Origin of the sequence: Agrobacterium sp. 22094, from assembly GCF_052046015.1 — a bacterium.
Taxonomy (GTDB): domain Bacteria; phylum Pseudomonadota; class Alphaproteobacteria; order Rhizobiales; family Rhizobiaceae; genus Agrobacterium; species Agrobacterium cavarae.
The window spans coordinates 2,310,192-2,333,951 of the sequence record NZ_JBQEPX010000001.1 but is presented as its reverse complement, the minus strand read 5'-3'; the positions used below and the strand labels follow the sequence as shown (position 1 = coordinate 2,333,951).

Here is a 23,760-nt window from a genome sequence, read left to right as displayed (position 1 = left end):
GGGGGCAACAATGGCTCTTCGCATTATATTCATGGGAACGCCGGAGTTTTCGGTCCCCACGCTGCGCGCTCTGAAAGAGGCGGGCCATCAAGTGGTGGCGGTCTATACGCAGCCGCCGCGCCCAGGCGGTCGCCGTGGACTGGACCTGCAAAAATCCCCCGTGCATCAGGCTGCAGAGCTTTTGGGGATTCCGGTTCTGACCCCGTTGAATTTCAAGGCGGACGAAGATCGACAGCAATTTGCCGCGTTCGATGCCGATGTCGCGGTGGTCGTTGCCTATGGTCTTCTACTGCCTGAGGCCATTTTGAATGGCACACGCCTTGGCTGCTACAACGGCCACGCATCCCTTCTGCCCCGCTGGCGCGGTGCGGCCCCCATCCAGCGCGCCATCATGGCGGGCGATGCCGAAACAGGCATGATGGTGATGAAGATGGAAAAGGGGCTGGACACCGGCCCCGTGGCGCTGACAGCCCGCGTTCCCATCGATGAGAACATGACGGCCGGCGAGTTGCATGACGCGCTGATGCTGAAAGGCGCCCGGTTGATGCGTGACGCCATGGCAAAGCTCGAGAATGACGATCTGCCGCTGACGGTGCAGGCCGAGGAGGGCGTTCTCTACGCCGCCAAGATCGACAAGGCGGAAACACGGATCGATTTCTCCCGCCAATCGCAGGACGTCCACAACCACATTCGTGGGCTGGCACCCTTTCCCGGTGCGTGGTTCGAACTGGAGATCGGCGGCAAGCCGGAACGCGTCAAGGTCTTGGCAAGCGAGCGGGTCGAAGGAATGGGCGAGGCAGGCTCCGTTCTTGACGACCAATTGACGATTGCCTGCGCCAGCGGTGCAGTGCGTCTCCTAAAGTTGCAGAAGGCGGGCGGTAAGCCGATGCTGGCTGCGGACTTCCTGCGCGGAACGCCCGTTGCCATCGTAACGAGGCTGTAGCCGATGCCGCGTTTTCGCATGAGCGTCGAATATGACGGCACGCCCTATGTTGGCTGGCAGAGGCAGGACAATGGCAGGTCGGTTCAGGGCGCACTCGAAGCGGCCGTCCTGTCGCTGACGGGCGAGAAGGTCGGCATTCGCGGCGCGGGCAGAACCGACTCCGGCGTGCATGCGGTGGGTCAGGTCACCCATGTGGATCTTGCGCGCGATTGGCAGCCCTACAAGCTTCGCAATGCGCTGAATGCTCATCTGGCAATGGCAGGCGACTCCGTCTCTGTGCTCGACGTGGCAGCGGTGACGGAGGATTTCGACGCCCGCTTTTCTGCGATCCGCCGCCACTATCTCTACCGCATCATCTCGCGTAAATCGCGCCTGGCGCTGGAGTACAAGCGCGCCTGGTGGGTGTCGAAAGACCTCGACCATGAGAGAATGCATGCGGCCGCGCAGATGCTGGTTGGGCGGCATGACTTCACCACTTTCCGCTCAGTGCATTGCCAGGCCAACAGTCCCGTGCGCACGCTGGACAGGCTCGATGTGACACGCACTGGCGACCTGATTGAGATCCGCGCAACGGCGCAGAGCTTCCTGCATAACCAGATTCGCTCCTTCGCCGGTACGCTGAAGATGGCAGGCGAGGGCGCCATGACGCCCGATGATGTCCGTGCTGCACTCGAGGCGCGGGACCGCAAGGCCTGCGGCCCGGTCGCGCCGCCGGAAGGCCTCTACTTCATGCAGGTGGATTATCCCCACGTCATACCGCCGCGACAGCCGCGGACAGGTGCGGCAGAGGGCGGCGAAGTCTGACTTTAAGCCTCCGATGATCAGGTCGGGTAGACGCCAAGAAAGCGCTGCAGCAGTTCCGACAGGATCATCCCGGGTACAAGCAGGGTCATAACCAATGCCGTTACCAGGAGCGGCTGGTCGCGCACGAAAAACCGCACGATCCTCGAGAAGGTGAAGACGAGCGTCAGCAGCAGCGCAAACCAGAGGATTGCGACAAGCCCGTGCAAGGAGGGCAGGAGCAGCGCGATCAGGATCAGCAACGAATAGGCGTAGGAGAATGGCACCGACAACCAGTTTGCTACCACGATAATCGCTTGAAACTTGCCTCTCGCTCCAAAGGCATAAAGCAGCACCCCGATCAGGATCAGCGGCACCATCCAGCAGATCGCTTCGACGATGGCGAGACGGATGAAGAAGATCGCGCCCGTATGAACGCCTTCCGGCAGTCCGGATAGATAGGCTTCATGCCACCAGTACCATGAAAGCGCCATGGAGGGCAGGCACCAGAGCGCCGCGTAGAAGGAGCGAAGCAAGCCGCGATCGCTGATATCGAGAAGCCGCAAGCCTTCCGTGTTGCCGAGAAACAGCAACCACAATCCGCGCAGATAGATGGCAACTTCACTGAGTGGCGGCATGGCCGAACCAGCGTCCGATGAAGGTTTCATAGATGCGTGTCAGCGTTTCGAGGTCCGCAACCGCGACACGCTCATCGACCATATGCATCGTTTGCCCGACGAGACCAAACTCCACTACGGGGCAATAGTCTTTGATGAAGCGCGCATCGGAGGTGCCGCCGGTGGTCGAAAGCTTCGGCTCCAGACCCGTGACATCGGCCACCGCGCCCGAAAGCGAGGAGATCAGCGCGTTGTTGCGGGTCAGGAAGACATGGCTCGGCCGATCAGCCCAGACGATCTCGTAATTGACGGGTGTCCGATCCGGACGAAGCGCGCCGTCAGCGGCAGCCGCATCCAGACGACGGATGATCTCGGCCCGCAGCGTGTCCGCAGTCCAGGTGTCGTTGAAACGGATATTGAAGGACGCCGTCGCTCTGGCCGGAATGACGTTGGTTGCGGCGTTACCCGTATCAATCGTCGTTACTTCCAGATTGGAAGGCTGGAAATTGTCGGTGCCGTTGTCGAAAGGCGGGTCCATCAGCGCTTGCGTCAATTGCAGCATGCCGCGAATGGGATTGTCGGCAAGATGCGGATAGGCAGCATGGCCTTGGACGCCATGGACGGTGATGCGGCCGGAGAGCGAACCCCGGCGGCCGATCTTGATCATGTCGCCGAGCTGGTCCGGATTGGTCGGCTCGCCGACAACGCAGGCATCCCAGCGCTCTCCCTTGGCGGCGGCCCATTCCAGAAGCTTCGAGGTGCCGTTGATCGACGGACCTTCCTCATCGCCGGTAATCAGGAAGGATACCGAGCCCTGCGGCTTGCCATGCTTTTCGATATGACGGGCAATCGCTGCGACGAAGCAGGCTATGCCACCCTTCATGTCGACAGCGCCGCGGCCATACATCTCGCCGCCAGCAATTTCCGCGGCAAAGGGCGGATGGCTCCAGGAAGCTTCATCGCCCACCGGTACGACATCGGTATGCCCCGCAAACATCAGATGCGGTCCATCGGTGCCAAGGCGCGCGTAGAGATTTTCCACGTCCGGCGTGCCATCTTCAGTCGCGACCATCCGGTCCACCGCAAAGCCGAGCGGCGAGAGCAGGTTATCGAGCAGGCTGAGCGCCCCGCCTTCTGCAGGCGTGACCGAAGGGCAGCGGATGAGGGCGGCAAGATTGGAGACGGGATCGGTGGCGTTCATGGGCTGTCTACTCTCTGCCGCTTCTACTCTTAAAGCGTGTCGCGATCTTTCAGATTCGCTCCCTACGCTTTAAGTCCTTGTTTTGTCGCATGTCGTTACCGCAAAACCGCTGCACACTTTTGCGCGACATGCTTTAGCCGGTCTTCTTACTTCAATCGCGCAGCAGTTCGTTGATACCGGTCTTTGAGCGCGTCTTTTCGTCGACAGTCTTGACGATGACGGCGCAGTAGAGGCCAGGGCCAGGCTCGCCATTCGGGAAGGGCTTGCCAGGCATGGTGCCGGCCACCACGACGGAGTAGGGCGGGACTTCGCCGTAGAAGATTTTGCCGGTCGCGCGGTTCACGATCTTGGTGGACTTGCCGATATAGACACCCATGCCCAGCACCGAGCCCTCACGGATGATGCAGCCTTCGACGACTTCCGAACGGGCGCCGATGAAGCAATTGTCTTCGATGATGGTGGGACCAGCCTGCAGCGGCTCGAGCACGCCGCCAATGCCGACGCCACCGGAAAGATGGACGTGCTTGCCGATCTGCGCGCAGGAGCCGACGGTTGCCCACGTATCGACCATGGTGCCTTCATCGACATAGGCGCCGAGATTGACGAAGGACGGCATCAGCACGACGTTCTTCGCCACATAGGCGGAGCGACGAACCACGGCATTCGGCACAGCGCGGAAGCCGGCAGCGCGAAACTGGTTTTCACCCCAGTTTTCGAACTTGGAGGGCACCTTGTCCCACCAGGTGGATTCGCCTGGGCCACCGGTTACGATTTCCATGTCGTTGAGGCGGAAGGAGAGCAGGACGGCTTTCTTCAGCCACTGGTTCACCTTCCAGTTGCCATTGGCCTCACGCTCGGCCACGCGGGCCTCGCCAGCGTCGAGAAGATTGAGCGAGGTCTCGACCGCATCGCGAATTTCACCGTTCGTGGAGGTGTTCACGCCGTCGCGGTTTTCGAATGCGGTTTCGATGATGCTTTCGAGGGTGCCGAGATCCGAGCTGCTCATGAGAATTCCTTAAACTTCGCTGACTATCGTCATTTCAGGGAAACATCCGCACCGCTGGCCGGACACGGTCAATTGCTCTAAGCGAGTGTTTCAAGTGCGTCAATGCGATTTGGGCGATTTGACGCAAGCATCGGAAAGGCATGGAAATGGCGAAACTGAAAAACGGCAAGCTGCGGCGCAAAGACGAGGTTTGGGACCCGCTGAAAAACAGTTCGGACGACAAGCACCAGGCCGAAGTCATCCCTAAGACACCGCAAAGCGCCTCGCCCTCCTATCGCCTTGCCTATACCGATACCGACTTCCTATGCCGGGAAGAATTGCGCCCGATCCGCCTTCAACTCGAACTGTTGAAGCCTGAGATGATCCTCTCCGAACGCGGCATCAAATCGACGGTGGTGATGTTCGGCGGTGCGCGCATCCCAGAGCCCGGTGCTGCCGCGTGGGCGGCGCGCAACGAGACCCAGAAACAGAACCTCGAAGCAGCCTCGGTCTATTATGACGAGGCACGCAAATTCGCGCAGCTCTGTGCTGTCGAAGCGGAGAAATTCGATCACCGCGAATATGTCGTCATGACCGGCGGCGGCCCGGGCGTGATGGAAGCGGGCAACAGGGGAGCATCAGAAGCAGGTGCTCCCTCGATCGGCCTCAACATCCTTTTGCCGCATGAGCAGGCGCCGAACCCCTATGTGACGCCGGAGCTCAGCTTCAACTTCCACTATTTCGCCATCCGCAAGATGCACTTCCTCATGCGGGCCAAGGCCGTGGTCGTCTTCCCCGGCGGCTTCGGCACCATGGACGAACTGTTCGAAACCGTGACGCTGATCCAGACCAAGCGCATGGCACCGATCCCGCTCATTCTCTTCGGCAGGGATTTCTGGCACTCTATCATCAATTTCAAGGCACTGGCTGATTTCGGCACCGTCGCGCCGGACGATATAGATCTGTTTCATTTCGCCGAGACCGCCGAGGAAGCCTGGAAGATCGTTGCCGATTTCTATGAGCTATAAGGGCTCCCGTTTCTCAGCGGGATAACTTCGCACAAAAATGCCCGGGCTCGATCATCTCTGAGCCCGGGCATGATTGTGAGAAGTAGCGATCAGAGCCTTGCGAAGCGCTCGGTGAGCAGCGCGAAGAAGCCATCGGCATCCACATCGCGGAAAACCTTGGCATTGACGGGACGGTCGGTCACCTTCCACCAATCGACCACGGTCATGCCCATTGTCAGGTCAGACGACGTCTCGATTTCCACATTGCAATCGCGTCCAGCGAAAAGCTCAGGCTTGATCAGGTAGGCAATCACGGTCGGATCATGCAGCGGCCCGCCATCGGAGCCGTATTTCTCCACGTCGAATCGCTCGAAGAACTCCAGCATTTCCGCCATGGCGATTGCCGGATGCGTGCCGATGTCACGGATGCGGGCGACGCGCGCCTTGGTCGTCAACAGCTTGTGCGTCACATCGAGCGGCATCATGACGAGCGGAATGCCAGAGCGGAAGACGATCTCGGCCGCATGCGGATCGACATAGATGTTGAACTCGGCCGCTGGCGTGATGTTGCCACCCTCGAAGAAGCCGCCGCCCATCAGCACCAGTTCTTTGACCCGCGGCGCGATATCCGGTGCTTTTTGCAGAGCGGTCGCGACATTGGTGAGCGCGCCGAGCGTGCAGAGCGTCACCGTGCCTTCCGGCTCGCGACGAAGCGTGTCGATGATGAAATCCACCGCATGCTGGGACTGTGCAGCCAGTGTGGGTTCCGGCAGCGTCGGGCCGTCGAGGCCAGTGCTGCCATGCACATGCTCGGCCGTGATCGGTGCACGCACCAGCGGACGTTCGCAACCCTCGTAGACCGGCACCTCAGGGCGGTTGCACAGTTCCAGAATGATGCGGATGTTGCGGCTTGTCAGCTTCAGCGGCACATTGCCTGCCACGGCGCAGAGCCCGAGAATCTCGATCTCGTCAGGGCTTGCGAGAGCGAGCATGATCGCGGCTGCGTCATCCTGCCCGGGATCGGTGTCGATAATGATTTTTCTGCGCTCGGCCATGGTCATCCTGTCTGTCCAGAGCGCCCCGCGTTCTTTTGGACGCAGAAAGGTCGCTCTCACTCTTTCAATCCACGCATCGTGCTTTTCCCAAAATCGAGTCCGATTTTCGACCGATGCTGTAAGTCATGTCTTTTCAGGCTGCTTTGACCGGCTTGTCAATGGGCTGCCGAAGACCGGTGGTTTTGCCGATGCGGCGTTCTTGCGTTTCGGGCACCATGTTACCATATGGCTATGAGCTGCCGAAACGGGGCTGGGCGCCGCATCACCACGTGCGCCACAAGATCGTCGCTTGGATGCAAGGACACGGGACTATGAGCCGCATGACACCCTTCACGAACCCCTTGATGCTGGGATTCGATGCCATGGAAAAAACGCTGGAGCGTATGGCGAAATCGAATGACGGCTATCCGCCCTACAATATCGAGCGGCTGGCGGCGGAAGACTCAAGCCCTGAGCGACTGCGCATCACCATCGCGGTTGCCGGATTTTCCGAAGACGATCTTGATGTCACGACAGCGGACAATCAGCTGGTGATCCGTGGGCGCCAGCAGGATCAGGAAAAGCGCGACTACCTCTATCGCGGTATCGCCGCGCGGCAGTTCCAGCGCGTTTTCGTGCTGGCTGACGGTATGCAGGTGCACAATGCGCGCCTGAAGAACGGTCTGCTCTCCATCGAACTCACCCGTCCGGAAATCTCCAACGTGGTGAAGAAAATTAACATTTCCGTCTCACAGTAAGACTCTGGCCCCGTGGACTGATTCCGTTCAGTCTCCTGGTCAAAGACCAACGTATCGGCGCAAGGATCCGGAGGATCTTAGCAACGGACTGCGCGTCGACTTGAAATTCTGAGCGACCGGATACGTCTTCAAAGGACGCAACAACGGCGCTCGATGGAGGCTGAAACATGCTTTTAAAAGAAGCGCATGCGCGCCTGACCAAATCCCAGCTGGCCCATCTTGGTGCCGGCGAAGTGGGCTACATCCGCAAGATGCGAGCTGAACAGGTGATGAAGTGCTTTCCCGAGGCGCCCGAGATCGATCCCGGTCTTGATCTTTGGGCTCTTTTCGGCGCCGACGGCACACCCATCCTTCTGACCGACAACCGATCCAGCACCTTCTTCAAGGCTGCCGAAGACGAGTTGCGGACCATCAGCCTGCACTAAAGCGCGTTGCGATCTTTAAGATTTGCGTCCGGCGCTTAGGTCTTGTCGCATGTCGGTATCGCAAAACCGGTGACCACCTTTGCGCGACATGCTTTAACACTTGCTCTTGATGGGCCGGTCGGGTCATGGAGCGATTGGCCGACAAAAAAAGCCCACCCTGAAACAGGGCGGGCCTCCAGTCATCGAAATGGCCTCAGAGCCAGGGGCGATCCGGCATGTCGTCCACGCTGATGACGCCGTCATTGTTGCGGTCTAGACGCGTGAAGATCTTTTCGCCGGCGGCCATGAACTCAGGCTTGCTGAGCTGACCGTTGCCGTCCGTATCGGCTGAGGCGAACATGCCGCCCATCTTGCCTTTACGATCCTTGCCCTTGCGTTCTTCGCGAGCTTCACGACGCTTTTCGCGCTCACCATCCTTCTTGTCGCCCTCGGCCTTCTTCTGGTCACCCTCGGCTGCGGCTTTTTCCGGACGCGGATTGGCTTCCCGCCAGGCTTCCATTTTCGCCCGGCGATAGTCTCGCATTTCCTTCGGCGTGATGGAGCCATCCTTGTCGGCGTCGATCTCGGTGAAAAGTGCCTCCTGGCGGGCGTTGAACTCGTCCTTGGTGATCTTGCCGTCCTTGTTGGTATCGGCCACCTTCAACAGGTGAACGAACATCGGCTCAGGGCGCATGCGCGGACCTTCACGGTCGGCGCCGCCACGTGGGGCCGCCATCGTCATGGACGCAGTGGTGCTGAGCATCAGGGCAGCGCCAAGCGCGGTGATGGCGATCTTCCGTTTTAGCATATCAAAACCTTTCCGTTGGTGTCCCTCGTAAGATGCTATAGGCGACGCTTCGTTCCCACCAGTTAAACATCCGTAATGCATATGAAACATCGGTAATATATGGATTGCTCTAAGCTCGGCCGTCTTGGAGTCCTGTCAGAAATTCGCACAGGTTATCGGTAATGTAATCGATGTGATCATCCGTCTCGGCCGGGATTTCCCAGCGCTCCATCACGATACCTTCGAGATTGCGCGGAACGAGAAGCACCGTCTTCATGCCCATCGCTCGGGGTGCCACGAGATTGCGCGGCAGGTCCTCGAACATCGCAGCCCTTTTGGTATCGAGCTGTTTCAGCGCGGCAAATTTTTCGTAGGTCTGGCCCGCGGGCTTCGGCAGGTAGCCCGCAGCGACGATGTCGAAGATATCTTCGAAGTGATCAAGGATGCCCAGGGCACCGGCGGCGGCCTGAGCATGCTTGACGCTGCCATTGGTCAGAATGAATTTGCGGCCAGGCAGCGCCTTGATGGCCTCTCCCAACTCCTGATCTGGAAGCAAGGCGGAGTAGTCGATCGCATGTGCCTTCTCCAGGAAGTCGTTCGGATCGATACCATAGTGGATCATCAGTCCTTGAAGCGTCGTTCCATGCTCGTGGTAGTAGCGCTTCTGAAGAACGCGCGCCTCTTCCGGATCCAGCTGCAACAGCTCCGCCACATAGGCGGTCATGTTGCGGTCGATCTGCGAGAAGAGATTGATGTGATGCGGGTAGAGCGTGTTGTCGAGATCGAAGACCCACTCCGTCACATGGGCGAAATCGGCTGGCTCTGCGGTGTTCTTGGGCTTTGTGTTCATGCAACGCTTATGCCCGTTTCGCTGGTCAAATAAAATCGAAAACGCGCCGCCCGTGACGAAAACCGTCCTTGGCGGCAAACCTGCGCCAATGCTAATCCAAGGCATGGAATTGTGGATCGGCATCACCCTGGTCAGCGCCTTCTTGCAGAATCTGCGCTCGACCTTTCAAAAGCATCTGAAGAAGAGCATGGGGACCACAGGCGCCACCTTCGTGCGCTTCGGTTTCGGCATGCCCTTCGCGCTGACCTATCTCGCCATCCTGCATTTTGGACTGGCAAGGCCATTGCCATCGATCAACGGAACTTTCGCGTTATGGGCCGCGGTCGGATCGATGGCGCAGATCGGTGCCACCTTCCTGCTGGTGCATCTTTTCTCGTTCCGCAACTTCGCTGTCGGGACGGCTTACTCGCGCACGGAACCTGCCCAGGCGGCGCTCTTCGCCCTCGTCTTCGTCGGCGAAAGCGTCAGCGCCGGAACGCTGCTGGCCATTGCCATTTCGGTCTCCGGTGTCATGCTGATTTCGGTGGCGAGAACGACGCTCTCTCCCGTCTCCATCATCACCTCCATCTTCAGCAAAACGGCGGGGATTGGCCTGGCATCTGGCGCACTCTTCGGTCTCTCCTCCGTCGCTTATCGTTCCGCATCGCTCTCGATTGCCGCAAGCCTGCCGGCGCCCGACGCCATCATGCAGGCGAGCTTCACGCTCGTGGTGGTCATCGTGACGCAAACGGTAACGATGCTCATCTGGATTATTCTGCGGGAGCGGGAAGAACTGGCGCGTATCGCCAGGGCATGGAAACCGGCAATTGCTGTCGGCTTCGTCGGTGCCACGGCCTCATTCGGCTGGTTCACGGCGATGACTCTGCAACAAGCCGCAGTCGTCAAGGCGCTGGCGCAGGTAGAGATGCTCTTTGCCTTCGCCTCGACTGTCTTTTTCTTCAAGGAAAAGATCAACAAGCTCGAACTGATCGGCTGCCTGTTGATCGTCCTCGGCGTGCTGTCACTTCTGGCCTGGGGCTGACCCAAGCCAAAATCCGATGACTCAGGGCACGATCAGCGTGCCAGCACCTTCCGTAAAGATTTCCAGGAGGACCGAATGGGCAGTCTTGCCGTTGAGGATCACCACGCCCTGCACACCAGCCTTGATCGCCTCGATGCAGGTTTCCACCTTCGGGATCATCCCGCCGGAGATCGTGCCGTCCTTGATCAGCGCCTTGGCCTGGGAGACGGTCAGTTCCTTGATCAGCTCCTTGTTCTTGTCGAGAACGCCCTCGACATCGGTGAGGAACAGCAGGCGGGTGGCGTGTAGCGCGCCAGCAATTGCGCCAGCGAAGGTATCGGCATTGATGTTGTAGGTCGCACCATCACGACCGGGTGCCACAGGGGCGATGACGGGGATCATCTCGGATTTTGCCAATAGATCGAGCAACGTGCGATCGACTTCGACGACTTCGCCGACGAAGCCGAGATCGAGGACCCGCTCGATATGGCTGTCCGGGTCGGTCACGGTCTTGCGCGCCTTTTCGGCAAAGACCATGTTGCCATCCTTGCCGCAAAGGCCGATGGCCCACTCACCCGTCTGATTGATGAGGGCGACGATCTCCTTGTTGATCGAGCCTGCCAGAACCATTTCGACGATCTCGACCGTCTTCGCGTCTGTGACGCGCAGACCGCCTTCGAATTTCGATTCGATTCCCATCTTCGTCAGCATCGCGCCGATCTGCGGGCCCCCGCCATGAACGACGATGGGGTTGATGCCGGATTGCTTGAGAAGCGCGATGTCTTCGGCGAAAGCTTTTCCAAGAGCCATGTCGCCCATGGCGTGACCGCCATATTTTACGACGATTGTCTTGTTTTCATACTTCTGCATGAAGGGAAGGGCCTGGGCCAGAAGCCGGGCCTGCATTTCGCTTTCGATACTCGCCATGAGAAAAACCTCTTGCTGGAACGCGCCGCTTGTAACGCAAGTTTTTGACGGATGAAACACGGGATGGGGTCGGCGAGAAACATTAATTCGCAGAGGATGGCCCATGCGCTGCCTAATCGGATTGACACGCGGGCGCATTCGGACCAGCCTTGTTCGGGGAGTCTGCGTCCGGCCGTTCGAGGTTCGAATCGGCAGGCTGTCATGATGACAGTGGCGCGAAGCAGCGGAGTTTGAAGAAGAATGGCCTTGCCGGATAAGGATATGCGCGGCGGTTTGAAGGATCAGGTGCTTGCGGGCAAATATGTGCTCGGCGCGCTGCCGGAAGACGTGAAAGCAGAGCTTGCCGAAAGGGTTCGCAAAGACCAGCAATTCGCCACCATCGTGCGGCGCTGGGAAGACAATCTTGCCGAAACGGAAGTGCGCGAACAACGCACCTTCGCATCCTATGTGGATGCCTCCATGGATCACGCGCTTCGCCGTTCGGACGACAAGCTGCATCGCAGCATCTATGGCCGCTTCGCCATCCTCACAGCTCTGTGGAACTCCACGCGCTTCTGGCGGATGACGACACTTGCGGCCTTTCTTTGGGCCGCAGTGCTGCTCTTCACCGCCGTTTGAGCATTTCGACCGTCAACCGTCAGGGCTGCGGATAACCAACCGTTTTCAGGATCTCGGCGCGCAGTTCATCGAGACCGGCTGATTTTTCCGATGACGTTGCCAGAACTTCCGGATAGGCCGCAGGGCGCTTTTTGATCTTCTCCAGCGTCTCGCTGATGAGGCGCGGAACGGCGGGTTCCTTGATCTTGTCCGTCTTCGTCAGAACGATCTGGTAGGAGACGGCCGCCTTGTCGAGAAGGCTCAAGACGTCTTCGTCATTCTTTTTGATGCCGTGACGGGAATCGATCAGCACATAGACGCGCTTCAACGTTGCCCGGCCACGCAGATAGTCGAAGACGAGCTTCGTCCAGTTGTCGACCTGGTCCTTGGGCGCCTGTGCGTAGCCATAGCCCGGCATATCGACCAGCGCCATCGGCGGCAGATCGTCTCCGGCGCCGGAATAGCCTTCCGGTACGAAATAGTTGAGTTCCTGCGTGCGGCCCGGGGTATTCGAGGTGCGCGCCAATCCCTTGTGGCCGACGAGCGCATTGATCAACGAAGACTTGCCGACATTCGAACGCCCGGCGAAAGCGATTTCTGCCGGGCCTTCGGGGGGAAGGAACTTCATGGCCGGAACGCCGCGGATGAAAATCCACGGCCTTCCGAAGAGGGGCTTGTCAGCCGTCATTTGGATTGCACCGGCTTTCGCTTGAACACCCCTTTGAGGTTGTCAAAGAGCTCGATCTTGGCACCGTGGCGCTTCATGATCACAGCCTGCTGCGAGATCGACAGGGTGTTGTTCCATGCCCAGTAGATCACCAGACCGGCGGGGAAAGACGCCAGCATGAAGGTGAAGATCAGCGGCATCCAGGTAAAGATCATCGCCTGGGTCGGATCGGGCGGCGTCGGGTTCATGCGCATCTGCAGGAACATGGTGATGCCCATGATGATAGGCCAGACGCCGATCATCAGGAAGTGCGGCACGTCATAGGGCAGAAGACCGAACAGATTGAAAAGCGAGGTCGGATCTGGCGCAGACAGGTCGTGAATCCAGCCGAAGAAAGGCGCGTGACGCATTTCGATGGTGACGTAGATGACCTTGTAGAGCGCGAAGAAGACCGGAATCTGCAGAAGCATCGGCCAGCAGCCGGCAATCGGATTGATCTTCTCTTCCTTGTAGAGCTGCATCATCGCCTGCTGCATGCCCATGCGATCATCGCCGAACTTGGCCTTCAGCTCCTCGATCTTGGGCTGCATGCGCTTCATATTCGCCATGGAGGCATATTGCTTGCTCGCAAGCGGGAAGAACAGGAGCTTGACGACGATGGTGGTGAGCAGGATTGCCACGCCGAAATTGCCAAAGTAACGGAAGAAGAAATCCATCAGTTTGAACATCGGCTTGGTGATGAAGTAGAACCAGCCCCAGTCGATCAGGAGATCGAACTTCGGAATGGAATATTGCTTCTCGTACCGATCGACCAGCGGCACTTCTTTCGCACCGGCGAAGATCATGTTCTTCAGCTCGGTAGAGGCGCCGGGCGCAATGGTCACCGCATCGCTTCGATAATCGGCCTGATAACGTGGCTGACCATCGGTAAAGTGCGAGTAGCGGGTTTCGACGGCCTTGTCCTGTGGCGGAACGATCGCTGCTGCCCAGTACTTGTCGGTGATGCCGAGCCAGCCGCCGGTTGCCTTCGGCAGGATATAGGGCTGTTCCTCGACTTTCTTGTAGGTCTCTTCCGTCAGGCTGCCATCAGCACCGGCAACGCCCAGGAAGCCTTCGTGGATAACGAAGACGGGCGGCGTTATAGGCTTGTTGTTACGCGTGATGCGGCCATAGGCCGAAAGCGTGATCGCGTCCTGACCGGGGTTCTCGATTTTGTCGGTGACGGTGACCATATAGTGATCGTCGATCGAGATGGTGCGGTTGAAGACCACGCCCTTGTCGTTGGTATAGGAAAGCGTGACCGGCGTCGTCTCGGTCAGCTTTGCGCCGGCCGGTGCGGTCCAGACCGTGGTCGGGCCAGGCACGGAGCCAACGCCCTCGTTGCCGATATAGCCGAGTTCGGTGAAGTAACCGTCATGCGTCTCGGCAGGCGAGAGGAGCGTGATGATCGGGCTCGAGTCATCCACCGTCTCATGATAGTCCTTCAGACGAACGTCATCGAGACGCGCGCCCGTCAGGTTGATGGAGCCGGCAATGGCATTCGTGTCGATTTCGACACGCTGGGTCTTCGCCAGCGCCTCGGCGCGAGACAAGGTCCCTGCCTGCTGGCTGCCGGTGGCGGGCGTCGTCGCGTTCGGCGTCGTGGCCGGTGCGGACGAGCCGTCGGCGGGTGCCGTCGTGGTCTGCGTCTGTTGCGTCGCCTGCTGCGCCTGGCGTGCCTCTTCGGCGCGGCGCTGCTGCTCGATACGCGGGTTCATGTAGAGAAACTGCCAGGCAAGTACGATGACAACCGAAAGGGCGATCGCGATAAAGTAATTGCGGTTTTTTTCCATCATTCTTTCCTGGAGCGGGTCTCCCGGGAGCGTCCGTTTTTCGCGCGTCCCTCGATCCGCTCTATGAGCAAGTTTTCCAGTACGGCGAAGTCGGTATTCAATGCGTCCCTTCGGGCGACAATCACATAGTCATGCCCGGGTTTCATTGCAAACCGGGCAGAAAGCCTCACGGCTTCCCTGAGGCGGCGACGCATACGGTTGCGCTCCACCGCGTTTCCCTGGCGTTTCGTGACGGTAAAACCGACCCTGGGTTCGGTTTCAGGAGCCTGTCGATCCAGGACCTCCAGAAGAAAAGTGCTTCCGCGCCTTTTCTCGCCCGCCTGAACGGCAAGGAAATCCGGCCGGTTTTTCAACCGACCGGGCATTTTCTTCTTATCTGTCATCTGCCGCGACTTTCATCGGGCAACCACTTGATTAAGCGGACAGACGTGCGCGACCGCGAGCGCGGCGAGCTGCAAGAACCTTGCGGCCGCCAGCTGTGGCCATGCGGGCACGGAAACCATGACGGCGCTTGCGAACAAGCTTGGACGGTTGGAAAGTACGCTTCGACATTTATTTAATACCGCGGGGTGCGGCCCTTCTTGACTTTGCCCTTAAGGGCAAGAGCGTTTCGACTAATGCCCGGAAAGCCATCATAGACTGCAAAATGCCCGGACGTGCGGGCTTATAAGGGCTTATGGCCCGCAAAGTCAATTGCAGAACCGCATCACGCACTCGACGCGCGCTAACCCCTCAAAGCCCAGCTTTTCCTGGAGGTATCTCTCTCAGGTTTCCATGACGGCTTTTTCAAAAGATTTTGGAACATAAGTAAAATCTGAAATTGTTTCTTAATTGACCTTCAATAACGTTGTCGTGACCAGACGGCTGGGAGCCTCGCTCTCCGGTCGTGGGGGATCTGGAATACGGGGGAGTTCGCAGTGAAAATTCGAAGCAAGATCAATCTACTCGTTGGCTTTTTGAGCCTTGTGGCCTGTAGTATTGGTGGCCTTTCAATCTACGCCATCAACAAATATCAGGCACACACCGTCGCTCTCGATGCCGTTGCAGATCGTGCTCGTTACGGCGAAACTCTCAACAGGCTGGTGACCGCTGTCGTTATGGAAGCCCGTGGCGTGTACGCGGCAAAGGACATGGCGGCGGCGGGAAAGTTCGCCGAGGGCATCATCACCAACCTCGATGCCATGTCCGCACTTCTTAAGGAATGGAAGCCGCGGGTTCCGGCCCATCAGGCCGCTGCCTTCGATAACATCGAAAAGCGCTTTGCTGAGTTTCGCGCCTTCCGCACCGAGACCGCCCGCCTTGGCCGCGAAGTTGGCCCTCAGGAAGCAAGCGTCCAGGGCAACAACGAAGCCAACCGAGAAAACCGCAAGGCCTATCAAGGCGAAATCGACGCAGTTGTGAAGGGCGATCTTAAAGATCTCGATGCGATCAAGTCGGAGATCGACGCCTTCGGCCAGTTTATCTTCCTGGTCGTCGCGCTTGTCACTGTCACCGGTGTCGGAGCCGGAGCCATCATCGGCCTTTATGTCGGCTCCAAGCAATTGAGTGCGCCGATCCTAAACGTCTCAGCAGTAATGAAGTCCGTCGCCGAAGGCAACCTTGAGGCCACAATCCCCTATCTCGACCGTAAGGATGAGATCGGCGAGATGGCGGCCGCAGTCGAAATCTTCAAGCGTAATGGCCTGGAGGTGCGGCGTATGAATGCGCAGGAAGCCGCAATGCGTACCAAAAGCGACGATCTACAGGCGGGTATGGCGGATGTGGTGGGTGCAGCCGCACAAGGTGACTTCAGCCGCCGTATCACCAAGGATTATGGTGACGACAACCTCAACCGTTTTGCAAAGACCATCAACGATCTTCTCGGCAGCGTCGATAGCGGTGTCTCCGAGGCGGGTCGCGTCATGGCCGACCTCGCGCAGGGTGATCTGACGCGCGCCATGAACGGCAACTTCCAAGGCGTCTTCGCCGAGCTTCAGGCCAATATCAACGACACGATGGCCAAGCTGAAAGTGACAATGGCGGAAGTGCAAGAAAGCACAGAAGGCATCAATGGCAATGCCAATGAGTTGCGCTCCGCGGCTGACGATCTGTCCAAGCGCACCGAGCAGCAGGCTGCAGCCCTGGAAGAAACCTCAGCGGCCCTTGATGAGATCACCGCCGTTGTGAAGAACTCCACCGCGCGTGCCCAGGAAGCAAGCGCCATGGTGTCGGAGACCAAGGAAAAGACCGCCCATTCCGCCAAAGTGGTTCGCGACGCGGTCACCGCTATGGGCAGGATCGAGCAGGCATCGCGCGAAATCAGCCAGATCATCAACGTCATCGATGAGATTGCATTCCAGACGAACCTCCTGGCTCTGAACGCCGGTGTCGAAGCCGCCCGCGCAGGTGAGGCAGGCAAGGGCTTCGCAGTCGTTGCGCAGGAAGTGCGTGAACTCGCGCAGCGCTCCGCCAACGCCGCGAAGGATATCAAGGCGCTCATCACCAAGTCTGGAGAAGAGGTCGGCAGTGGCGTGACGCTTGTTCGCCAGACGGGTACAGCACTCGAAGACATCGAGACGCGCATCTTGAGCATCAACGACCACATCCATTCCATCGCCACAGCGGCGCAGGAGCAGGCGACAGGTCTGCAGGAGGTCAACACCGCCATCAACCAGATGGATCAGGTGACTCAGCGAAATGCCGCCATGGTGGAGGAAACCTCCGCTGCGACCCATAAGCTGAGCGGCGAGGCGGCAACCCTGGTCTCGCTGGTCGGTCGCTTCCGCCTTGGAAACGAAGCGTTGCAGACCCAAAGATTTGCCGCTCCAGCCCGACCGTCCTCAGCACCCGTCGCCTCTCCGGCGCGCAAAATGATGGGCACCGTGGCCCGCGCCTTCAGTGGCTCCGTTGCGGTTGCGCAGAACAGGGACGAGTGGCAGGAGTTCTGATCACCGGTTCGTTTATGCCTAAGCCGAGCGCCGCCTTCAGGGCGGCGTTTTCCGTTCTGCCCATCGAATTGTGTATCCGCCTTGCATCTGTTTGAAATTTCGCTTCGAATCCTTATGATATCTCGAAATGACGCTGTTTGCCGAATTGGACGCCGCCAAGGCTTCTGACCGCTGGCTGGCAGACCAACAGGAAAAGCCCTGGTGTTTTCAGCACTCAGAAACCGGATGAATGGCGAGCGGGAGGATGAGGCCACGAGCCGCCCCCTGCGCGAGATGCCTGGCCTGACCCAAGGGCTGTCCGGACGCCTGCTTCTGTTGACGATCATTTTCGTCATGATCGCCGAAATTCTGATCTTCGTGCCCTCCGTCGCCAATATGCGCCTTGCCTGGCTGCGCGACAGGTTGAACACGGCCGCTGCCGCAGGCGTGGTAATCGACGGTCTTCAGACGGAACTTCCCCGAAGCGTGCAGAACGACACGCTGCTCGCGACCGGCGCAAAGCTCATTGCACTCAAGAAGGATGGGACGTCCACGCTTCTCGCTGCCACCGAGGTACCGCCGAGTGTCGACGATCAATATGATCTGTCGGACGTCTCGCAACTGCAGGCGGTGCGCGATGCCTTCTCGGTCCTGCTCTTCGGCCAGAACCGCGTCATCCGCGTCTTCGACGTGATCGGCGACAGCAACATGATCATCGAAATCGTGATGAGCGAGAACAAGCTGCGCGCCGCGATGATCGCCTATGCCGGCAACGTGTTGATGATTTCGGTGGCGCTGTCGCTGATCACCGCAAGCCTGATCTTCGTCTCCATCAACCGCATCCTGATCCGCCCGATCCGACGCCTGACTGTTGGCATGCAGACCTTCTCGGAGCGACCGGACGATCCTGCAAGCCTGTTCAAGCCGGAAGAGGGGACCGATGAGCTGGCGGTTGCCGGACGCCATCTTGCCGATATGCAGGTGCAATTGCAAAAGACGCTGCGACAGCAGAAGAACCTCGCCGATCTGGGGCTGGCCGTCTCAAAGATCAACCATGACATGCGCAACATCCTGGCGTCGGCCCAGCTCATGTCGGACAGGCTGGTCGATGTCGAAGATCCGATGGTGCGTAGCTTCGCGCCAAAGCTTCTGAGAACCATTGATCGCGCCGTCGGTTACACGAGCGAAGTGCTTGCCTATGGCCAGGCCACCGAAGGCGCGCCAAGACGCCGCATGATCGAGCTTGGCGAAGTGGTCCAGGATGTAAAGGACATCCTCGCCATCGAACCGGAGATCGGGATCGAATTCGTCGATAGCATCCCGGATAGCCTGACGATCGATGCCGATAGCGAGCAACTGTTCCGGGTTCTCTACAATCTCTGTAAAAACAGCGTGCAGGCGCTGCAGCAGGCAAGCGGTTCCGATTATCCCACGAAGCGCCTGACCATCGCCGCCCAGCGCAACGACGATATCGTCAGCATCGTCATCGACGATAACGGCCCCGGCATGCCGCAGAAGGCACGCGAAAACCTGTTCTCCGCCTTCCGTGGCTCCGCACGCTCCGGCGGAACCGGCCTCGGCCTCGCCATCGCCCGCGAGCTTGTCCTGTCCCACCGCGGAACGATTGCCCTTGTCGAAAAGGCCGATCGTGGCACGCAATTCCGCATCGAGATACCCGACCGCCCACAGCCTGGATCGACCGCCGCCACGACATAGTTTTTTGCCGTTCGCGGTTCCTCTCGAAGGCGCCAAGACGCCATCCCTTTTTCATCGCCAATTTGACGTAGAAATCGCTCTTGTCAAAAAAACCTCTATTTTCAATGGCTTGTAAAATTCATTGCAGGAAAATGACGATTTAAAAACAAAATCGCTTGCATTCGAAGGTAGGACGTTTTAGAGGATCGCCACGCCAGCAGAACAGCTTCTGCGGCACGCACCCGTAGCTCAGCTGGATAGAGCACCAGACTACGAATCTGGGGGTCAGGAGTTCGAATCTCTTCGGGTGCGCCATTTCTTCTTCCCAAAATATAGTCCGTAGAAGCTGAAGCTAGCGCGTCCCATCCGCGTTTCTTTTGGCATTTCGTCTCGATGGTGACGAACCTGGCGACTGCCCAAGATGCCTCTATCTTCGCGGCCCGGTTCAAGCCACAATAGACCGCAACGCTTCCTCATTTCCTTGAAAAAGACATCCTCTCTCTTCCCAGCATCAGCATGGTTAGTCTGAGGCAAGCTTTTGGCACTACGACCATTCGATAGTCTAATGATGGGACATCGAATGCTTAACGTATCAGAGAAAATAGCTCCCATTTCCATTGATGCTGATCAATTGCTATCGCGAACGTTCACGTTCAAAGTCGAGCCCCAAAATGGCATCATCAGTGACGATTTTGTATTTCATAAAAACGGATTTCTGATTGGTTACAGTCATGCCAATGAGGCGCATTGGGAGATAGACGGGAGTTTCCTCAACCTGTTCGACCAGGACGGCCGGATCACGTGCCAGATGTCTCTTCTGTCGGGGCCGGGTGAAGCGTTACGTCTTGGCGGGTACTTCCATAACCCAGCGCTGGGATATGTAGAGACGGCCAATTTCCACGTACTGGAAGAGAACTCTTCCGATAGTCATACCAAAATCCAGAGCTTCGATCTTTTCGACACGCTTGTCGCCAGGCGCTGTTCCGATCCGCTCGAGATTTTCCGCATCGTCGAGCGCAAGTCTGCCGTTGCCGGCTTTGCCGACATGCGGCACAGGACGGAGATGAGCATCTTCGGACGTCGGACCTATGGCATCGACGATATCTACCTGATCATGATCTCTGAAGGGTTCATCAGCGAAAAGCAGGCGGCCGTCCTGAAGTGGATGGAGCTAGAGGAGGAGTGGGAGCATCTCTTCCCCATCGGCGACGTTGTAGCCCGCGTTGCTGAGAACGACATCGTCATCTCCGACATGTACCTGCCACGGCCCTTTATCGAGCGTGTGCTGCGTGAAAAATGCGGTTTGGAGAACAAGCTCTATCTGAGCAACTACGGCAAACATCATCGCTTGATCTGGCCGGAAATCCTCGGAGAGCACAATCTGCGCACCCATTTCGGCGACAATATCCAGGCCGATATCATCAGCCCATCGTCCTTCGGCATAGACGTTATGCTCGTCAACATCTCGAAATGGGACCCGAGCGAGCAAATTCTGCACGCCATCGGGCTCGGTGACTATGCGCACGCTGTCCGTGAGACGCGTCTTCGCTCCTTCCACAGAAACATCAATATTCGCCATGCACAGAGAGCCCAGGCCTCGATCAACATCCCGTTGATGATCCTCGCCTCCTTCTGGATCAAGGCCTGCGCCGAAGAACGGGGTGTCGACAAGATATTGATGGCGGCGCGCGACTGTAATCTGTGGCAGGAGATGCTCGCGTCTCGCCATTTTGCCCGCGCGAATATGCCGCCCTCGGAATACATCCGCATCTCCCGAGCAGTATGCTACACGGAGTCTCCCGAATACGAGGCCTATCTGCAAAACAAGCTGGGTCTTCGCAACCTTCTCGTCGATTTCGTCGGCACGGGAAGATCGCTGGGAACGATCATCGACCGTATGGATCGCAGGGCCACCATAACGCCTTGCATCCTTCTGGGCGAACCGCGCAGCGCCGAAATCGTCGAGACCCTGCCTGAGACGTTCATCCTTCGGGACTTCGGCAGCCATCGTGTGTTCTTCGAGGCGTTGAATGCGTCGCTCGATGGATCCACCGTTTTCACGATCTCAGACAATTATCGTCTGACGATCCTGTTGCAGGAAAACGAGTTCAGCGACGTCGTCAAAACGATGATCGTCGAGATGAGGAATACCTTCCAGCATTTCATGCACAATCTTGATCGGATCAATCCGCCTCAGAATGTGCCGTCGCTCGAGGTCTTGCGGCAGGCCGGCGAGGCGATCGTGGATCTGCTACCCGGCTGGAGCCCGAAACTTGCTGCTCTGGCAGCGGAGCAGAAGACCAATCTGATGCAGGGCAACGCCTTTAAAGCAGCTTACGCCGCGCGTTAGCGCCCGTTTTCCGTTCACTGTTCGAACATGTAGGATCATACATGCCATTCAAGACGATCTACAATCTTTTGCCGGAAGCGATGCGCGAGAAGGTGTCGTGGGAGAGCAACAAAGTCCCGCCGTTTCCCAGCATCGATAACACCGTGTCAGGCCAGGTTTGGGCAACCATTCCCGGTGGGCACAAATGGCTGGGTTACTTTCAGACGTATGACCGCGAGTTCGGACGCTATCACGGCAAGAGCCCGCGCGTTCTGGAAATCGGCGTCTATCGCGGAGCCTCGCTTCAACTCTGGCGCCGCTTCTTTGGCGACGGAGCAACCATCGTCGGTATCGACATCGATGAAAGCTGCACTGCTTTTAATGCCCCTGAACACGATATCCACGTGGAAATCGGGGATCAGAGCGATCCGGTTTTCCTGCAATCTGTTGTTGATAAATATGGCCCATTCGACATCATCATCGATGATGGCAGCCATGTTGCATCTCACCAGATCGCCTCGTTTAATGGTCTGTTCGACAAGGGTCTGAAGGACACAGGCATTTATTTCGTTGAAGATCTGGAGTGCATGTATTGGGGGCACACAGATGCCTTCAGGGATGCGTCCGTCACGACTGTGGAATTCTTCAAGATGTTGATCGATATCCAGAACAGCATTTTCGAAGACTACACCTACAATGACTTTTCGGTCCAAATTCCAGGGTCCAGAACTCAATATGAGGTCATCGCGCTGGCAAAGTCGATTGCGTCGATCAAATTCGGGCGAGGATTGCTTCTGGTCGAGAAGGCGCCACAAATTCCGCCATTGACGCTGCATCTTTGAGTTCCGCCGCGCAAGCGCTCGAGATGAAATGCAGGCGCTTGCGACAAGAGCCGTGGAGGCGTTGATTTCTCGACGGCTTTTGACGTACTCTATCGTTAGAGGCGTGAGGGCCACACCAACTCCTAAAAGCAAGCTCTGATAACATCAGTATGACTGGTCTATCGACAGTCCTTCTGTAATAACCGCTTGGGTTGATCGCCGGGGCGCATCTCACATCTTTTGGGAAAATAGCCTCGCCCTATCCTGGAGTATCGGAATGGCCGCAAGGCTTGTTGCTTTGGTCACCTTGTTGGCCTTCCTCGCCGGTTGCGGCGGGCGTCCGGTCGGGGTGATGACGCCAACGGGGCAGGTGGTGCAGGGCACGACACCGGTCAGCCTGCTGGTGGCAACCACACGTGCGCCGGCTGAGGACAAGGCGGTGTTGTTCGGTGGCGAGCGCGGCACGGGTCTGAAGGTGGATGCCGTCACGGTTTCCATTCCGCCGGCTGCCAACCGCAAGGTCGGCCAGGTGCAGTGGCCGAAAAAGCTTCCGCCGGATCCGTTGAAGGACTTCACCACGATTTCGGTGGAGCCCGTCACCTCGGCGGCTGATACGCGCAGCTGGATCAAGCGCCACAGCCCGAAGGACCGGCGTGTTCTGGTCTTCGTCCATGGCTTCAACAATCGCTACGAAGAATCGGTCTACCGTTTCGCCCAGATCGTCCATGACTCCGGAACGGACGTCGTTCCGGTCGTCTTCACCTGGCCCTCGCGCGCCAGCATCTTCGATTACAACTACGACAAGGAAAGCACCAACTACTCGCGCGATGCGCTGGAGGAGATGCTGACGCGGCTTGCCAAGGATAGCTCGGTCAGTGACATCACCGTCATGGCCCACTCCATGGGCACATGGCTTGCAGTGGAAGCACTGCGCCAGATGGCAATCCGCAACGGCCATGTTTTGCCGAAGATCAACAACGTGATCCTGGCGGCACCCGATCTCGACGTGGATGTCTTTGGCCGTCAATATGCGAGCCTTGGCAAGGACAAGCCGAAATTCACCCTCTTCGTTTCGCAGGACGACCGGGCACTCAGCCTATCGCGGCGCATTTCCGGCAATGTCGACCGCCTCGGTCAGATCGATCCTGCGGCAGAACCCTATCGCAGCGAATTGGAAAAGGCCGGCATTACGGTCCTCGATCTCACCAAGCTGCAATCGGGCGACCGCCTCAACCACGGCAAATTTGCAGAAAGCCCCGAGGTCGTGAAGCTGATCGGCGACCGGTTGATTGCCGGCCAGACGGTGACCGACTCCGATGTCGGTCTCGGCGAAGCGATCGGCGCAGTCGGCATCGGTGCGGCACAGACGGTCGGCACGGCGGCAAGCGTTGCGATCAGTGCGCCAATTGCCGTCTTCGATCCGCGCACCCGCGAGAACTACGGGCGGCAGGTGGAGCGTCTTGGTCGTTCGGTCGAAAACACCGTTGGCTCGGTGGGCGATACGGCGACCAGCGTTGTCGATCCGCAACTCCTCGATAGCGGAAATCGCAGCCAGACGGACTGCTCGCTGCGCGCCAATCGCAACAGCGCGGCCTGCCGTAGTCGCTGATCTGCCAATAT

General features: G+C 58.3%; 23 protein-coding genes and 1 tRNA gene. 13 read left to right on the top strand and 11 right to left on the bottom strand.

Going from position 1 to position 23,760, the window contains the following annotated elements:
* The first annotated feature begins 10 nt into the window (after nt 1-10).
* Entirely contained in the window at nt 11-943 is a 933-nt protein-coding gene (fmt, locus tag ACTJK5_RS11410) for a methionyl-tRNA formyltransferase (protein WP_440612460.1), read from the top strand.
* 3 nt (nt 944-946) lie between these two features.
* Entirely contained in the window at nt 947-1,747 is an 801-nt protein-coding gene (truA, locus tag ACTJK5_RS11405) for a tRNA pseudouridine(38-40) synthase TruA (protein ID WP_440612459.1), read from the top strand.
* Nucleotides 1,748-1,764: 17 nt separating this feature from the next.
* On the opposite strand, the gene ACTJK5_RS11400 is transcribed toward truA, so the two are convergent.
* The 3 genes from ACTJK5_RS11400 to dapD all read right to left on the bottom strand — a co-directional run bounded on the left by ACTJK5_RS11400 (nt 1,765) and on the right by dapD (nt 4,547).
* The gene (locus tag ACTJK5_RS11400; protein WP_440612458.1) at nt 1,765-2,361 is read right to left on the bottom strand and encodes a hypothetical protein; all 597 of its coding nucleotides are present in this window, start codon (nt 2,359-2,361) and stop codon (nt 1,765-1,767) included.
* Nucleotides 2,345-3,541 carry a succinyl-diaminopimelate desuccinylase gene (gene dapE, locus ACTJK5_RS11395; RefSeq protein WP_440612457.1) on the bottom strand — a complete coding sequence of 399 codons (1,197 nt, stop codon included), beginning with the start codon at nt 3,539-3,541 and terminating at the stop codon, nt 2,345-2,347. The genes ACTJK5_RS11400 and dapE overlap by 17 nt, the downstream gene beginning before the upstream one ends.
* Nucleotides 3,542-3,692: 151 nt before the next feature.
* Nucleotides 3,693-4,547, bottom strand: a complete 855-nt coding sequence (gene dapD, locus ACTJK5_RS11390) for a 2,3,4,5-tetrahydropyridine-2,6-dicarboxylate N-succinyltransferase (protein ID WP_440612456.1) — start codon at nt 4,545-4,547, stop codon at nt 3,693-3,695.
* A 146-nt stretch (nt 4,548-4,693) separates the two neighbouring features.
* Here dapD and ACTJK5_RS11385 point away from each other — a divergent pair, with 146 nt between their 5' ends.
* Nucleotides 4,694-5,554 carry an LOG family protein gene (locus tag ACTJK5_RS11385; protein WP_440612455.1) on the top strand — a complete coding sequence of 287 codons (861 nt, stop codon included), beginning with the start codon at nt 4,694-4,696 and terminating at the stop codon, nt 5,552-5,554.
* A gap of 89 nt (nt 5,555-5,643) precedes the next feature.
* On the opposite strand, the gene ACTJK5_RS11380 is transcribed toward ACTJK5_RS11385, so the two are convergent.
* Entirely contained in the window at nt 5,644-6,588 is a 945-nt protein-coding gene (locus tag ACTJK5_RS11380) for a nucleoside hydrolase (protein WP_062427303.1), read from the bottom strand.
* Between the two features lie 311 nt (nt 6,589-6,899).
* Here ACTJK5_RS11380 and ACTJK5_RS11375 point away from each other — a divergent pair, with 311 nt between their 5' ends.
* Both ACTJK5_RS11375 and ACTJK5_RS11370 read left to right on the top strand, forming a co-directional pair.
* Nucleotides 6,900-7,325: an Hsp20 family protein gene (locus ACTJK5_RS11375; RefSeq protein ID WP_062427087.1), complete on the top strand. Its 426-nt coding sequence runs from the start codon at nt 6,900-6,902 to the stop codon at nt 7,323-7,325.
* A 167-nt stretch (nt 7,326-7,492) separates the two neighbouring features.
* Nucleotides 7,493-7,750, top strand: coding sequence for a DUF1150 family protein (locus ACTJK5_RS11370; protein WP_062445714.1), 258 nt, complete (start codon nt 7,493-7,495; stop codon nt 7,748-7,750).
* 193 nt (nt 7,751-7,943) lie between these two features.
* Here the strand turns inward: ACTJK5_RS11370 and ACTJK5_RS11365 are convergent, their stop codons facing one another.
* Together ACTJK5_RS11365 and ACTJK5_RS11360 are read right to left on the bottom strand one after the other, a co-directional pair.
* Nucleotides 7,944-8,537, bottom strand: a complete 594-nt coding sequence (locus ACTJK5_RS11365) for an EF-hand domain-containing protein (protein ID WP_112955547.1) — start codon at nt 8,535-8,537, stop codon at nt 7,944-7,946.
* Between the two features lie 109 nt (nt 8,538-8,646).
* On the bottom strand, nt 8,647-9,366 hold the full coding sequence (locus ACTJK5_RS11360) for a pyrimidine 5'-nucleotidase (RefSeq protein ID WP_440612454.1): 720 nt from the start codon (nt 9,364-9,366) through the stop codon (nt 8,647-8,649).
* A 103-nt stretch (nt 9,367-9,469) separates the two neighbouring features.
* Here ACTJK5_RS11360 and ACTJK5_RS11355 point away from each other — a divergent pair, with 103 nt between their 5' ends.
* The gene (locus tag ACTJK5_RS11355) at nt 9,470-10,387 is read left to right on the top strand and encodes a DMT family transporter (protein WP_062427301.1); all 918 of its coding nucleotides are present in this window, start codon (nt 9,470-9,472) and stop codon (nt 10,385-10,387) included.
* A 21-nt stretch (nt 10,388-10,408) separates the two neighbouring features.
* Here ACTJK5_RS11355 and argB read toward each other — a convergent pair whose 3' ends face one another.
* Nucleotides 10,409-11,293: an acetylglutamate kinase gene (argB, locus tag ACTJK5_RS11350; RefSeq protein ID WP_062427083.1), complete on the bottom strand. Its 885-nt coding sequence runs from the start codon at nt 11,291-11,293 to the stop codon at nt 10,409-10,411.
* Nucleotides 11,294-11,533: 240 nt separating this feature from the next.
* Here argB and ACTJK5_RS11345 point away from each other — a divergent pair, with 240 nt between their 5' ends.
* On the top strand, nt 11,534-11,911 hold the full coding sequence (locus tag ACTJK5_RS11345) for a hypothetical protein (RefSeq protein ID WP_113178703.1): 378 nt from the start codon (nt 11,534-11,536) through the stop codon (nt 11,909-11,911).
* Between the two features lie 19 nt (nt 11,912-11,930).
* Here ACTJK5_RS11345 and yihA read toward each other — a convergent pair whose 3' ends face one another.
* The 4 genes from yihA to rpmH are packed head-to-tail and all read right to left on the bottom strand — an operon-like array spanning nt 11,931 to nt 14,941.
* Nucleotides 11,931-12,578, bottom strand: a complete 648-nt coding sequence (yihA, locus tag ACTJK5_RS11340) for a ribosome biogenesis GTP-binding protein YihA/YsxC (protein WP_062427081.1) — start codon at nt 12,576-12,578, stop codon at nt 11,931-11,933.
* A complete protein-coding gene (gene yidC, locus ACTJK5_RS11335; RefSeq protein ID WP_112519996.1) occupies nt 12,575-14,389 on the bottom strand; it encodes a membrane protein insertase YidC in 1,815 nt (604 codons plus the stop codon). The genes yihA and yidC overlap by 4 nt, the downstream gene beginning before the upstream one ends.
* Nucleotides 14,389-14,772 carry a ribonuclease P protein component gene (gene rnpA, locus ACTJK5_RS11330; RefSeq protein WP_113226073.1) on the bottom strand — a complete coding sequence of 128 codons (384 nt, stop codon included), beginning with the start codon at nt 14,770-14,772 and terminating at the stop codon, nt 14,389-14,391. Before rnpA ends, yidC begins: the two co-directional genes overlap by 1 nt.
* A 31-nt stretch (nt 14,773-14,803) precedes the next feature.
* On the bottom strand, nt 14,804-14,941 hold the full coding sequence (gene rpmH, locus ACTJK5_RS11325; protein ID WP_010972613.1) for a 50S ribosomal protein L34: 138 nt from the start codon (nt 14,939-14,941) through the stop codon (nt 14,804-14,806).
* A gap of 365 nt (nt 14,942-15,306) precedes the next feature.
* On the opposite strand from rpmH, the gene ACTJK5_RS11320 reads away from it, so the two are divergent.
* The 6 genes from ACTJK5_RS11320 to ACTJK5_RS11295 all read left to right on the top strand — a co-directional run bounded on the left by ACTJK5_RS11320 (nt 15,307) and on the right by ACTJK5_RS11295 (nt 23,749).
* Nucleotides 15,307-17,316, top strand: coding sequence for a methyl-accepting chemotaxis protein (locus ACTJK5_RS11320; RefSeq protein ID WP_440612453.1), 2,010 nt, complete (start codon nt 15,307-15,309; stop codon nt 17,314-17,316).
* Nucleotides 17,317-17,589: 273 nt separating this feature from the next.
* Nucleotides 17,590-19,011, top strand: coding sequence for a sensor histidine kinase (locus tag ACTJK5_RS11315; RefSeq protein ID WP_130977357.1), 1,422 nt, complete (start codon nt 17,590-17,592; stop codon nt 19,009-19,011).
* A 217-nt stretch (nt 19,012-19,228) separates the two neighbouring features.
* Nucleotides 19,229-19,305 (top strand) — tRNA-Arg (locus ACTJK5_RS11310).
* A gap of 493 nt (nt 19,306-19,798) precedes the next feature.
* Nucleotides 19,799-21,340: a hypothetical protein gene (locus tag ACTJK5_RS11305; protein ID WP_440612452.1), complete on the top strand. Its 1,542-nt coding sequence runs from the start codon at nt 19,799-19,801 to the stop codon at nt 21,338-21,340.
* A gap of 41 nt (nt 21,341-21,381) precedes the next feature.
* Complete coding sequence (locus ACTJK5_RS11300; protein WP_112955557.1) at nt 21,382-22,161, top strand: class I SAM-dependent methyltransferase; 780 nt, start codon at nt 21,382-21,384, stop codon at nt 22,159-22,161.
* A 256-nt stretch (nt 22,162-22,417) separates the two neighbouring features.
* Nucleotides 22,418-23,749, top strand: coding sequence for an alpha/beta hydrolase (locus tag ACTJK5_RS11295; RefSeq protein WP_062599230.1), 1,332 nt, complete (start codon nt 22,418-22,420; stop codon nt 23,747-23,749).
* The last annotated feature ends 11 nt before the right edge of the window (nt 23,750-23,760 follow it).

What these genes read in the sequence shown, in the direction of transcription:
- rnpA (WP_113226073.1), bottom strand. Translation starts at nt 14,772, where the DNA reads ATGACAGATAAGAAGAAAATGCCCGGTCGGTTGAAAAACCGGCCGGAT.
- ACTJK5_RS11370 (WP_062445714.1), top strand. Translation starts at nt 7,493, where the DNA reads ATGCTTTTAAAAGAAGCGCATGCGCGCCTGACCAAATCCCAGCTGGCC.
- dapE (WP_440612457.1), bottom strand. Translation starts at nt 3,541, where the DNA reads ATGAACGCCACCGATCCCGTCTCCAATCTTGCCGCCCTCATCCGCTGC.
- dapD (WP_440612456.1), bottom strand. Translation starts at nt 4,547, where the DNA reads ATGAGCAGCTCGGATCTCGGCACCCTCGAAAGCATCATCGAAACCGCA.
- argB (WP_062427083.1), bottom strand. Translation starts at nt 11,293, where the DNA reads ATGGCGAGTATCGAAAGCGAAATGCAGGCCCGGCTTCTGGCCCAGGCC.
- ACTJK5_RS11375 (WP_062427087.1), top strand. Translation starts at nt 6,900, where the DNA reads ATGAGCCGCATGACACCCTTCACGAACCCCTTGATGCTGGGATTCGAT.
- truA (WP_440612459.1), top strand. Translation starts at nt 947, where the DNA reads ATGCCGCGTTTTCGCATGAGCGTCGAATATGACGGCACGCCCTATGTT.
- rpmH (WP_010972613.1), bottom strand. Translation starts at nt 14,941, where the DNA reads ATGTCGAAGCGTACTTTCCAACCGTCCAAGCTTGTTCGCAAGCGCCGT.
- ACTJK5_RS11365 (WP_112955547.1), bottom strand. Translation starts at nt 8,537, where the DNA reads ATGCTAAAACGGAAGATCGCCATCACCGCGCTTGGCGCTGCCCTGATG.
- yidC (WP_112519996.1), bottom strand. Translation starts at nt 14,389, where the DNA reads ATGGAAAAAAACCGCAATTACTTTATCGCGATCGCCCTTTCGGTTGTC.
- ACTJK5_RS11400 (WP_440612458.1), bottom strand. Translation starts at nt 2,361, where the DNA reads ATGCCGCCACTCAGTGAAGTTGCCATCTATCTGCGCGGATTGTGGTTG.
- fmt (WP_440612460.1), top strand. Translation starts at nt 11, where the DNA reads ATGGCTCTTCGCATTATATTCATGGGAACGCCGGAGTTTTCGGTCCCC.
- ACTJK5_RS11385 (WP_440612455.1), top strand. Translation starts at nt 4,694, where the DNA reads ATGGCGAAACTGAAAAACGGCAAGCTGCGGCGCAAAGACGAGGTTTGG.
- ACTJK5_RS11345 (WP_113178703.1), top strand. Translation starts at nt 11,534, where the DNA reads ATGGCCTTGCCGGATAAGGATATGCGCGGCGGTTTGAAGGATCAGGTG.
- ACTJK5_RS11315 (WP_130977357.1), top strand. Translation starts at nt 17,590, where the DNA reads ATGCCTGGCCTGACCCAAGGGCTGTCCGGACGCCTGCTTCTGTTGACG.
- ACTJK5_RS11295 (WP_062599230.1), top strand. Translation starts at nt 22,418, where the DNA reads ATGGCCGCAAGGCTTGTTGCTTTGGTCACCTTGTTGGCCTTCCTCGCC.
- yihA (WP_062427081.1), bottom strand. Translation starts at nt 12,578, where the DNA reads ATGACGGCTGACAAGCCCCTCTTCGGAAGGCCGTGGATTTTCATCCGC.
- ACTJK5_RS11300 (WP_112955557.1), top strand. Translation starts at nt 21,382, where the DNA reads ATGCCATTCAAGACGATCTACAATCTTTTGCCGGAAGCGATGCGCGAG.
- ACTJK5_RS11360 (WP_440612454.1), bottom strand. Translation starts at nt 9,366, where the DNA reads ATGAACACAAAGCCCAAGAACACCGCAGAGCCAGCCGATTTCGCCCAT.
- ACTJK5_RS11380 (WP_062427303.1), bottom strand. Translation starts at nt 6,588, where the DNA reads ATGGCCGAGCGCAGAAAAATCATTATCGACACCGATCCCGGGCAGGAT.
- ACTJK5_RS11305 (WP_440612452.1), top strand. Translation starts at nt 19,799, where the DNA reads ATGTCTCTTCTGTCGGGGCCGGGTGAAGCGTTACGTCTTGGCGGGTAC.
- ACTJK5_RS11355 (WP_062427301.1), top strand. Translation starts at nt 9,470, where the DNA reads ATGGAATTGTGGATCGGCATCACCCTGGTCAGCGCCTTCTTGCAGAAT.